At 62.6% G+C, this 10,589-nt stretch carries 12 protein-coding genes; 9 read left to right on the forward strand and 3 right to left on the reverse strand.

The genetic code is table 11. The features are described from left to right. From AB4Z11_RS11035 to AB4Z11_RS11070, 8 genes are all read left to right on the forward strand, one after another. Positions 1-972 (forward strand): aldehyde dehydrogenase family protein (locus AB4Z11_RS11035; RefSeq protein ID WP_442025294.1); only part of this gene is annotated, 972 nt, incomplete at its 5' end. Continuing rightward, positions 972-1,937, forward strand: coding sequence for a VOC family protein (locus AB4Z11_RS11040; RefSeq protein ID WP_442025295.1), 966 nt, complete (start codon positions 972-974; stop codon positions 1,935-1,937). The genes AB4Z11_RS11035 and AB4Z11_RS11040, both read left to right, overlap by 1 nt. A gap of 12 nt (positions 1,938-1,949) precedes the next feature. Further along, positions 1,950-2,174: a recombinase-like helix-turn-helix domain-containing protein gene (locus AB4Z11_RS11045; RefSeq protein ID WP_442025296.1), complete on the forward strand. Its 225-nt coding sequence runs from the start codon at positions 1,950-1,952 to the stop codon at positions 2,172-2,174. A gap of 16 nt (positions 2,175-2,190) precedes the next feature. Then, the gene (locus AB4Z11_RS11050) at positions 2,191-3,216 is read left to right on the forward strand and encodes a Rieske 2Fe-2S domain-containing protein (RefSeq protein WP_442025297.1); all 1,026 of its coding nucleotides are present in this window, start codon (positions 2,191-2,193) and stop codon (positions 3,214-3,216) included. A gap of 18 nt (positions 3,217-3,234) precedes the next feature. Then, on the forward strand, positions 3,235-4,188 hold the full coding sequence (locus tag AB4Z11_RS11055; protein WP_442025298.1) for a PDR/VanB family oxidoreductase: 954 nt from the start codon (positions 3,235-3,237) through the stop codon (positions 4,186-4,188). A gap of 79 nt (positions 4,189-4,267) precedes the next feature. Next, on the forward strand, positions 4,268-5,350 hold the full coding sequence (locus AB4Z11_RS11060; protein ID WP_442025299.1) for a porin: 1,083 nt from the start codon (positions 4,268-4,270) through the stop codon (positions 5,348-5,350). A 51-nt stretch (positions 5,351-5,401) separates the two neighbouring features. Then, positions 5,402-7,003, forward strand: coding sequence for a methyl-accepting chemotaxis protein (locus tag AB4Z11_RS11065; RefSeq protein WP_442025300.1), 1,602 nt, complete (start codon positions 5,402-5,404; stop codon positions 7,001-7,003). Between the two features lie 18 nt (positions 7,004-7,021). Further along, a complete protein-coding gene (locus AB4Z11_RS11070) occupies positions 7,022-7,798 on the forward strand; it encodes an FRG domain-containing protein (protein WP_442025301.1) in 777 nt (258 codons plus the stop codon). Here AB4Z11_RS11070 and AB4Z11_RS11075 read toward each other — a convergent pair whose 3' ends face one another. Together AB4Z11_RS11075 and AB4Z11_RS11080 are read right to left on the reverse strand one after the other, a co-directional pair. Then, complete coding sequence (locus AB4Z11_RS11075) at positions 7,799-8,911, reverse strand: NADH:flavin oxidoreductase/NADH oxidase (RefSeq protein WP_442025302.1); 1,113 nt, start codon at positions 8,909-8,911, stop codon at positions 7,799-7,801. Further along, positions 8,911-9,477, reverse strand: a complete 567-nt coding sequence (locus AB4Z11_RS11080; RefSeq protein WP_442025303.1) for a YceI family protein — start codon at positions 9,475-9,477, stop codon at positions 8,911-8,913. Before AB4Z11_RS11080 ends, AB4Z11_RS11075 begins: the two co-directional genes overlap by 1 nt. A gap of 116 nt (positions 9,478-9,593) precedes the next feature. Between AB4Z11_RS11080 and AB4Z11_RS11085 the strand changes: the two genes are divergently transcribed. Continuing rightward, positions 9,594-10,142 (forward strand): glycine zipper 2TM domain-containing protein, encoded by a 549-nt coding sequence (locus tag AB4Z11_RS11085; RefSeq protein WP_442025304.1) that lies wholly within the window; start codon positions 9,594-9,596, stop codon positions 10,140-10,142. Between the two features lie 51 nt (positions 10,143-10,193). On the opposite strand, the gene AB4Z11_RS11090 is transcribed toward AB4Z11_RS11085, so the two are convergent. Continuing rightward, positions 10,194-10,589: DUF1993 domain-containing protein (locus tag AB4Z11_RS11090; protein WP_442025305.1), on the reverse strand; the 396-nt coding region annotated here is incomplete at its 5' end.

Below are 10,589 nucleotides of genomic sequence, written 5' to 3' on the forward strand. Positions count from 1 at the left end.
GTCGTCGTGAAACCTGCCGAGGTGACGCCTATGCTGGCCCTCGAACTGGCCCGCATCTGCATTGAAGCTGGTGTGCCGGCTGGCCTGATCAGCGTCCTGCCGGGCAAAGGCTCGGTGATTGGCGACGCGATCACGCTGCACCCGCTGGTCAAGCGCGTGTCCTTCACTGGCGGCACCAGCACCGGCAAGCATATCGCCCACATCGCCGCCGACAAGATGATGCCGGTGTCGCTGGAACTTGGTGGAAAGTCGCCGACCATCGTGTTCGAAGATGCTGACCTGGACCACGCCGTAGCAGGTGTGCTCTATGGGATCTTCAGTTCTTCGGGCGAATCCTGCATTGCCGGTTCGCGCCTGTTCGTGGCACACGGCATCTATGACGCCTTCATGGAACGACTGGCCGCGGGCGCCGCTGCCCTGCGGGTTGGCGATCCCGCCGACGAACGCACCCAGCTTGGCCCGCTGATTACCGCGCGCCATCGCGACAGCATCGAGTCCTATGTCGCGCTGGGCGTGTCCGAAGGTGGCCGGGTGCGCACTGGTGGCATGCGTCCGCAAGGCGCGGCTTTCGAGAAGGGCAACTACTACCTGCCGACCATCATCGAGGATGTGACTAACCAGATGCGCATCTGCCAGGAAGAGATCTTTGGCCCTGTGCTGGTGGTCATGCCTTTCAGCAGCGAAGAAGACCTGATCGAACAGGCAAACGACAGCGTGTATGCACTGGCAGCCGGTATCTGGACGCAGGACTACAAAAAAGCCTGGCGTTTCGCACGCGCCGTCCAGGCGGGCAATGTGTGGATCAACACTTATAAGCAGTTTTCCATCTCGACCCCGTTCGGCGGCTGGCGCGACAGCGGCCTGGGACGCGAAAAGGGCCGCCTGGGCATCCTGCAGTACATGGAACAGAAAAGCGTCTACTGGGGCATGAACGACATGCCGCTGCCGTGGGCTAACGGAGGAGCGAAATAATGGACGTACTGGGTATCGACGAAATCACCTACGGCGCGGATGACCTGCCGGCCTGCAAGCGCTTCTTCAGCGACTGGGGCCTGCAACTGAAGGACGAAAGCGACGCAGCGCTGGTGTTCGAAACGCTGAACGGCTGCCGCGTGATCGTGCGCCGCAGCGACGACTCTGCACTGCCGGCCGCCATCGAAGCCGGTCCGACGCTGCGCGAAGTGGTGTGGGGCGTATCGTCCGCCGAAGTGATCGAGCGCTTCAGCAACCGCATGCGCGCCCTGCCCGGATTCACCGCCAGCGGCGAGCGCGTGGGCTGCACCGATCCGAACGGTCTGGCCGTGCGCTTCCAGGTCACACGCAAGCACAATGTCAGCGTCGAATGCGCCAAGATGAACACCTGGAACGACAAGCCGCGCATCAATGAGCGCAGCCCGGCCTATGAACGCGCCACGCCGATCGAAGTTGGCCACGTGGTCTTTTTCGTGAAGGATGTCGCGGCCTGCGAAGCCTTCTACCGCGAGCACTTCGGCTTCGTGCCATCCGACCGATATCCGGGCCGCGGCGCCTTCCTGCGCTGTGCCGATGTGGGCGGCCACCACGACCTGTTCCTGCTCCAGACGCCTGATCCGAAGGCTGGCCTGAACCATGTGGCCTTCACCGTGCGCGATATCCACGAAGTCTTCGGCGGTGGAATGAACATGTCCCGCCACGGCTGGGACACGCAGCTCGGCCCTGGCCGCCATCCGATTTCGTCCGCCTACTTCTGGTACTTCAAGAACCCGGCCGGTGGCCTGATTGAATACTACGCCGACGAAGACCAGCTGGACGAGCACTGGGAGCCGCGCGAATTCGAACCCGGCCCCACCGTGTTCGCCGAGTGGGCCATCGAAGGCGGCATCGACGGCAATACCCGCCGCCAGCGCAATGCCAAAGGCCCGGACGGCAAGTTCCTGACCGATAAACCAAAAAATTGAACGGAGACCATCATGCAAGAACGCTACCTGAAAGTACACCAGTCGCGGCGCCGCGAACCAACGCCTTACGAGGACCTGTTGGGCGACTCCATCGAGCGCGGCTTCGCTGCCGGCATTACCGAGCTGTCCGCCCTGGTCGCACACCTGAACCGCCAGGGACCGAACTACCCGAACGGCGGAGAGTGGACCGTCGAAGGATACCAGGCCGAAATCGCGCGCCTGGCCGCTGAATGCTGATCGAGAAGGAATCGTCATGAGAACCGTAGCAAACGACCCGGTTGAAGCCGTCCTGAACGCGGGCCTGAAAGACCTGTGGTATCCGATCTGCCCTTCCCACTTTGTCGGCGAGCGTCCCGTATCCCTGCGCCGGCTTGGCCAGAAATTCGTGCTGTGGCGCGAATCGAATGGCGCCTTGCACGCATTGGAAGATCATTGCCCACACCGCGGCGCGCCGCTGTCAAAGGGCATTGCGCTGGGCGACCGCATCGCCTGCGGCTACCACGGCGTGCAAATCCGCTTCGACGGCGTCGTGACCAGTGTTCCCGGCAGCCCTGGCTGCAAACTGGAAGGTTCCAAAGCCACCCGCCGCTTCCACGTCAAGGAAGCTGCCGGCGCCATCTTCCTCTTCAACGCCAGCAAGGACGTGGACGAACCGCCACCACTGAACCTGCCTGCGGAACTGAGCAACAACGAAGAGTATTCGCACTTCCTGTGCTACGCCGAATGGAGCGGCGGCTACCGCTACGCGCTGGACAATGTGCTGGACCCGATGCACGGCACCTTCCTGCACAAGCAGTCGCACACCATGGCCGAAGGCGAATCGACCGCCACCTTCCGCGTGCGTGACACCGATACAGGCTTCGTCTTCGAGAAGGAAGGCCAGCGCGACGTGAACTTCGACTGGACCGAGTGGGGCGAAACCGGCGTGCACTGGATGCGCCTGGAGATCCCGTATCCGAAAACTGGCGGCCCTGGCGGCAACTTCATCATCGTTGGCGGCTATTCTCCGATCGAAGAGAACGCGAGCGCCATCTTCTTCTGGCGAGTACGCAAGGTGCAGGGCTGGCAGCGCGACACCTGGCGCTTCCTGTACAAGAATCGCCTGGAGGCGCGCCACTGGCACGTGCTGGAACAGGACCGCGAGATCCTGGAAGCGATGGAACCAGATGCCAATCAGCGCGAGATGCTGTACCAGCACGATATGGGCATCGTCCGCCTGCGCCGCCACCTGCGCAACCTGGCCAAGGAACAACTGGCCGCCGAAGAGAAGCAAAGCTGATTCACGGGAGTTCGCATCATGAGCAACAGCCAACAGATCACAGTGCGCGTACAGCAGATGCGCTTCGAGGCCAACGGCATCGTCAGCGTGGAGCTGGTGTCGCCGGAGGGAGCCGACCTGCCGCCGTTTTCGGCCGGCGCCCACATCGACCTGCACCTGCCGAATGGCGTGGTGCGCAGCTACTCGCTGTCGAATTCACCGATGGAGCGCCAGCGCTATGTGATCGGCGTGCTGCACGACCGTAACAGCCGCGGTGGCTCGCGCTACGTGCATGAACAGCTGCGCGTTGGTTCGGCCATCCAGATCGGCACGCCGCGCAACAACTTCCCGCTGGAGACATCGGCGCCGCACACGGTCCTGATCGCGGGCGGCATTGGCATCACGCCGATCTATTGCATGTTCAATGAGCTGCTGCGCCAGGGTAAATCGGTGGAGTTGTTCTATTGCTCGCGCAGCCGCGGCGAGGCCGCCTTCGTGCAGCAGCTGAGCGCTGATGGCCGTGTGCGGACTCACTTCAACGATGAAGCGGGTGGCGTGCCGGACCTGCGCGCCTTCCTGGCAAGCAAACCGTCGAGCGCGCACTTCTACTGCTGCGGTCCGACGCCGATGCTGAATGCTTTCGAACAGTTCTGCGAAGAGCTTGAGTTGCCTAACGTGCATATCGAACGCTTCGCCGCTGCGGAACCAGTGGTTGCCATGCAGTCGGATTCCTACGAATGCGAGCTGGCGCAGTCGAAGAAGATCGTGCTGGTCCCTTCCGGGAAATCGCTGCTGGATGCTCTGCTTGATGCGGGCATCCCGGTCGATCACAGCTGCCGCGAGGGCGTGTGCGGGTCCTGCGAAACGGCCGTCATCGACGGCCAGATTGAACACCGCGATGGCGTGCTCACAAAAGCGGAGCGCACCTCGGGCAAGACCATGATGGTCTGCGTTTCAGGCTGCAGTGGCCGCAAGCTCGTACTAGACCTGTAAGCCGTTTTTCCTTATCACCGAATTAGCGTTTTCTACAAACGCGGCCTCGTGCCGCCTATACAAAAGCAAAGGGGAGTATATGAAGAGGGCAAACTACATCGCTCAGGCAGCCGTTGCATCCGCCGTCGCGATTTCCGGTGCAGCAGCTCACGCGCAGAGCAGCGTCACCATTTACGGCAGCCTGGATGCAGGAGTGGCTTATGTGAGCAATGTGGCTGGCGGTTCCGTTACCCGCGTGGACCAGGGCACGATGCAGCCGGACCGCTTCGGCTTCAAGGGCAGCGAAGACCTGGGCGGCGGCATGAAAGCGATCTATCAGCTGGAGGGCGGCTTCTTTACCGACACCGGCAATCAGACCAACGCCAACCGTCTCTTCAACCGCCTGAGCGTTGTCGGCCTGTCCGGCGATTTCGGCACCTTCACCCTTGGCAATATGCCGGACCTGGTGTTCGATTACGCGGGCAAGCTGAGTAACGGTTATCAGCTCACCAACTGGTATCTCTTCCACCCAGGGAATCTGGACTCGCTGGCCAATACTTCGCAGTTCAATAACGCCGTGCGCTATACGTCGCCTACCTATAGCGGCTTGACCGGCAGCGTGATGGTGGGTTTCGGTGAGCAGCCGGGCGACAACAAGAAAGGCCGCAACGTCAGCGCTGGCCTGAATTACGCCAACGGCCCGTTGAAACTGGTCTTCGCGTACAGCCGCCTGAACGACCGCGCTGCGGGCTATGCCGGCACTTATCTCGGCTCTCTTGGCCTGGGCAGTGCCGCCAGCGTGTTCAACCGCCTGACCACTTACGCGGCCGGCGGCGGCTATGTGGTCGGCAGTTGGCGCCTGAATGCAATCTACACGCAAACCAAGGCCGACCTGCCGGCTGTGAGCTTCAAGCAGAAGAACATCGACCTTGGCGCAGCCTGGAAGTATGGCGAGAAGTCCACGCTGAACATGGGCTACACCCACACCAAACAAGGCGACGCCAAGTGGAATCAGGTCAGCCTGAGTAATGTGTACGCCTTCTCCAAGCGTACGGAATTCTATGTGCAGGGCGCCTATCAGCGCGCCGGCGGCGCAGCGAAGTTCGCCATCCAGAACAGCACCGGCGTGGCCGACGGACGCAGCCAGTTCGTGACCACTATCGGCGTGCATCACCTCTTCTAAACCGCAGCCGTGTGCGGGCCGCGCTGCCCGCACGCGCTTCTGGAGAATTGCATGTTCAAAAACTATAAAATCGGCGCCCGCCTCGCTGCGGGCTTCGGCATTGTTGTGGCCCTGCTGTGCGGGATCGTCGTCATGGCGGAGCGTAGCCTGGCTGCGTTGAACGACGCCACATCGCAGATTGTCCAGGATCGCTATCCGCAAGTCGTGCTGACGACGGACCTGATCCTGCAGCTGAACGAAAACGCCATCTCGATGCGCAATATGCTGCTGGCCGATAATCCGGACATGCTGAAGGCGGAAACTGCCGCCATCGCGGCGGGCGAACAGCGCGTCGCCGATGGTCTCAAGCGGCTGGAAGGCATGCTGTCCAGCGACGCCGGACGCAAGGCGTATCAGGACATCATCGCCCTGCGCGCGAAGTACCTTACCGGTCAGGCCGAATTCATGAAGCTCGCAGGCAGCGGCGGTACGGTGGATGCATCCACCCTGCTGATGACCACTCTGCGCGCCGACCAGCTGGCCTACACCAACCGCATGAAGGGCTTCCTTGCGGGCGGCGGCAAACTGATGGAAAAGAGCGGGCAGGATGCCGAACAGCTTTATCGCGATAAGCGCTTGCAAATCCTCCTGCTGGCCAGCGTGGCCTGCCTGCTGGCTGTGGGCTTCGGCATCTGGATCACCCGCTCGATCACCCAGCCGCTGGACCGGGCGGTACGCGTCGCCCGTACGGTCGCTGCGGGAGATTTGAGCAGCCGCATTGAAGTCCACTCCCGCGACGAAGTGGGACAATTGCTGGCGGCCCTGCAGGACATGAACGAAAGCCTGCGCAAGATCGTCAGCGAAGTGCGCAGCGGCACCGAGGCGATCGCCGGCGCGGCCAATGAAATCGCGCAGGGGAATATGGATCTCTCCGCGCGTACCGAGCGCCAGGCCAGCGCGCTGGAGGAAACCGCGTCCGCCATGGAAGAACTGACGTCCACCGTGGAGCAGAACGCCCAGCATGCGGACGATGCACGCCAGAGCGCGCGCGTTGCATCCGGCGTGGCAAGCAATAGCAGCGAAGTGGTGGCGCAGGTCATGCGCACGATGGATGAGATCAGCCATTCCTCGCGCCAGATTGCGGACATCACCAGCGTCATCGACGGCATCGCCTTCCAGACCAATATTCTGGCCCTGAACGCGGCAGTTGAAGCGGCACGCGCCGGCGAGCAGGGGCGCGGCTTTGCGGTTGTCGCCTCCGAAGTGCGTACGCTCGCCCAGCGCTCCGCGGCCGCGGCAAAGGACATCAAGAACCTGATCGACGCTTCCAGCGCCAGTGTCGCCAATGGCAGCCGCCTTGCGCAGCAGGCCGGCGCCACCATGCAGGATGTGGTGGCCAGCGTGGTGCAGGTAGCAGACCGCGTGAGCGAGATCGCCGCCGCCAGCGCCGAACAAAGCAGCGGCCTGGCGCAAGTCAATGTGGCCGTGGTGGAGATGGACGAAACCACGCAGCAGAATGCGGCCCTCGTCGAACAGGCCGCAGCCGCCGCACAATCGATGCAGGAACGTGCGGCCGGACTGGCGCAATTGGTCAGCGTGTTTCGTCTCGATTTGCACACCGCACCGCAGCCGCCGCGTGTTAGCATGACGCAGCGCCCGAGACTGGCCGCGTGAATTGCAGAGAGGTAGCGGATGGAGGAAATCAGCGTATCGTCATGGACTGAATTCATGGCCTTGTCCACCACGTTGGACGGCTGGGCCTTCCGCGGCCAGAAGGACGCACGCTGGCCGCTGATCACGTCGCTCGAACGCTACCTCAGCGCCTACATGCCGGACCGCAGCAGCTGGCGCCTGCGCGAGGAACGCGCCATCCGCATCTTCCGCCGCAAGGCACACAACTATCTGAGCGACACGCGCGTTCTGGAAAACGATCTGCGCTGCCTGGCGCTGATGCAGCACCATGGCGCGCCGACACGTCTGCTCGATTTCACGAAATCGCCTTTTGTGGCGGTATTCTTCGCGCTGGAGCAAGCCACGCGCGACGCCGCGATCTATGCCCTGAACACGCCGCGTCTGTGGACCGCGGCACCGCGCACGCGGTCGGACTGGAATCGCGATGCCATCGATCCCCGCACGCAGGGCAATTTCGAGCAGTATTTCCTGCCAAATGAACATGGCGTGCTGTGGATAGGTGAGCCGACCGAGATGGACCGGCGACTGGTGGCGCAATCCGGCACGCTGGTGGTGCCGGGCATTCTGGGCCGGCCAATGGACGAGATCCTGCAGGACTATGGCGACAGCGACCGCCTGCTGAAGAAGATCGTGTTGCCGCTGTCCATGCGCGAAGAGGCCATGAAGGCCCTCTACCGCATGAATATCACCAATGCCACGCTGTTCCCCGACCTTGATGGCCTGGCACGCTCTATCGGCCTGGAGCTGGAAATGCTGTGGCAGGTCGACCGCGCCTGATCAGCGCTGTCCCAGCCTGGTTTCCCCGAACAGGCTTTTCAGCTCGCGCGGCTGCGAGCGCCAATACTGAGGCGGTGCATCCACCTGCGCGTTCAGCACGGCGGCGGCGTGCCACGGCCAGCGCGGGTCGTACAGCATGGCGCGCGCCAGGCCCACCATGTCCGCCTGGCCGGAGGCGATGATGGACTCGGCATGCGCCGGCTCCGTGATCAGGCCCACGCCGATGGTCGGCATCTGCACTTCTTTCTTGATGCGCTTGGCGAACTGAATCTGATAGCCGGGACCAAGCGGAATTTTCTGGTGCGGCGACACGCCACCACTGGACACGTGGACGAAGTCCGCGCCGCGATCCTTCAGCGCACGTGCGAACACCACGCTCTGGTCCTCGTCCCAGCCGCGCTCCACCCAGTCGATTGCGGAAATACGCATGCCCACCGCCATGGATGGCGGGACGGCGGAGCGTACTGCTTCAAATACTTCAAGCGGGAAGCGCATGCGGTTCTCCAGCGTGCCGCCATACTGGTCGGTGCGCTGGTTGGCGATCGGCGACAGGAACTGATGCAGCAGGTAGCCGTGGGCGCCGTGGATCTCGATGGCTTCGATGCCCAGCGCATGCACGCGCCGTGCGGCGGCGATGAAGTCCTGCTTCACTTTCTGCAAGCCTGCTTCGTCCAGCGCGGTTGGTGTGCGCTCACCTTCGCCGTGCGGCACAGCGGACGGCGCCACCGTCTGCCATCCGCCCTCTTCCAGCGGAAGCATGCAGCCGCCCTCCCATGGACGCGCGCTCGACGCCTTGCGGCCCGCATGGCCCAGTTGCACCGCCAGTTTGATCGGCGAATATTTGCGGACCGCCTGCACTACCGGCAGCAGCGCCTGTTCATGTTCATCGGACCACAGCCCCAGATCGTGAGGCGAAATGCGCGCTTCAGGCGAAACGGCGGTCGCTTCCAGAATCAGCAGCGCGGCACCGGACAAGGCCAGGTGGCCGAGGTGGACCATGTGCCAGTGCGTCGCGCGGCCTTCGTCGGCGGAATACTGGCACATCGGTGCAATGGCGATGCGGTTCGCCAGCTGCAGCGGCCCGATCGCATAAGGTGAAAACAGCTGGCTCATTATTCCTCCTTCAGCGCCTCGACCTGGATGCGCAGATCCACATTCATTTTGAATCCAAAGTCCTTGCCCGCAGCCAAACCGAATTCGTCGCGCTGGATGGTGGTGTAGACGTCCGCGCCACACAGCTCACGCTTCAGCATTGGATGCGGCACGCATTTGAACGATTTGATTTGCAGCGTAGCGGGCTTGGTCACACCGTGCAGCGTCAGATTGCCAACGGCCTGCGTCGGCGCACCGTTCTGGAAACCGGCCAGCCTGCCCTTGAAAACGGCTTCCGGGAATTTTTTCGCATCGAAGAATTCGGGCTTCACGGCCCAGTCATTCAGCATGTCCTGTCCGAAGTCGATGCTATCCAGTTCAACCTTCACTTCCAGCRTGCCGTTGCCTGCGGCCTTATCCAGCATCACCGTGCCGGAAGATTTGTTGAACTTGCCGCGCCAGACCGAAATGCCCATGTGGTCGGCCTCGAAGCTTGGGTAGGTGTGATTCGGATCGATCTTGTAGGTTGCAGGCGTGGCGTGCGCCAGACCAGCGGCCAGCAACAGCAGTACGGACAATCGTTTCATTGAGTTCTCCAAACGTTACAGATGCTTACTTTTGATACAGCGACACGTCTAGCTTACAGCCGGGCTGCCCGTTAATCTGGAGCCAAGTTTCAACACCAACGAAGAAGGAGCACATTATGAACGACAAGATCCCGACCGTAACGCCTCGTATCCATCCCCTGGTTGCCGGTGCTGCGATTTCCGTGACCGTGCTCGCCCTCGTTGGAACGGCAGCGATTGCCGGCTGGCTTCCTACTTCGAACGCGAATGCGCCGGCCGCTGCCAATCAGCTTTCGGCCCCTGTCGCGGCTACGGCCGCGCAGRCTCCGGCCCAATACCCGGCACAGTATGCCCCGAACCAGGCCGACGCGCAGGCACAGTATGCCGCCCAGCCGCCAGCACCGGCCGCAGAACAGGCTCCGGCATCGCGCCCTCGCCCGCGCGTACACCACACGCAGCCCGTGCAGCAACAGGCGTCCTACCAGGAACCGGCATCACGTCCGGCCCCAGCGCCTGAGGCCCATGGCCCGAACTACCTGGGCATCGGCACCGGCGCCGTGATCGGCGGCCTGCTGGGCAACCAGGTCGGCAAGGGCAAGGGCCGCACGCTGGCCACGATCGCCGGCGCTATCGGCGGCGGCTACGTCGGCAACGAAGTCCAGGAACGCTCGCGCCAGCAGCCTTAATCGTAAAGTCCATCCCCTCCAGCCGCCGCGCGCAAGCCCGGCGGCTTTTTTTTACAGATCGTAAGGACCGAGGAAGTCCATCTTGCCGACCTTGACGCCCTGGTTGCGCAGGATGTCGTGCAGGGTCGTGAGGTGGAAGTAGAAATTGGGCAGGCCGAAGTCCAGCAGATAATTCTCGCCATTGAAGGTCGGCTTGAAAGAACCGAAGTTCAGGGAAATTTCGCGCGTTTCGCTGCCATCGTATGCAGACTGCGGCACGCTTTCGATATAGGCGATGGTCTTGGCAATGCGCTCCTGCAGCTGGGCGAAGGTCGCTTCATCGTCAGGGAACTTCGGCGCGGTCACGCCGCTCAGGCGCTCGACGGAACCCTTGGAAGTATCGCTGGCACGCTGCACCTGTGCGCTCAGCGGCAGCATATCGTCCACCAGGCGGGCGGACAGCAGGGC

It is taken from the genome of Pseudoduganella sp. RAF53_2, assembly GCF_052113985.1.
Lineage (GTDB): Bacteria > Pseudomonadota > Gammaproteobacteria > Burkholderiales > Burkholderiaceae_D > Rugamonas.

Coding starts and splice junctions, on each gene's coding strand:
- AB4Z11_RS11060 (WP_442025299.1), top strand. CDS start 4,268: ATGAAGAGGGCAAACTACATCGCTCAGGCAGCCGTTGCATCCGCCGTC.
- AB4Z11_RS11040 (WP_442025295.1), top strand. CDS start 972: ATGGACGTACTGGGTATCGACGAAATCACCTACGGCGCGGATGACCTG.
- AB4Z11_RS11070 (WP_442025301.1), top strand. CDS start 7,022: ATGGAGGAAATCAGCGTATCGTCATGGACTGAATTCATGGCCTTGTCC.
- AB4Z11_RS11045 (WP_442025296.1), top strand. CDS start 1,950: ATGCAAGAACGCTACCTGAAAGTACACCAGTCGCGGCGCCGCGAACCA.
- AB4Z11_RS11050 (WP_442025297.1), top strand. CDS start 2,191: ATGAGAACCGTAGCAAACGACCCGGTTGAAGCCGTCCTGAACGCGGGC.
- AB4Z11_RS11065 (WP_442025300.1), top strand. CDS start 5,402: ATGTTCAAAAACTATAAAATCGGCGCCCGCCTCGCTGCGGGCTTCGGC.
- AB4Z11_RS11055 (WP_442025298.1), top strand. CDS start 3,235: ATGAGCAACAGCCAACAGATCACAGTGCGCGTACAGCAGATGCGCTTC.
- AB4Z11_RS11075 (WP_442025302.1), bottom strand. CDS start 8,911: ATGAGCCAGCTGTTTTCACCTTATGCGATCGGGCCGCTGCAGCTGGCG.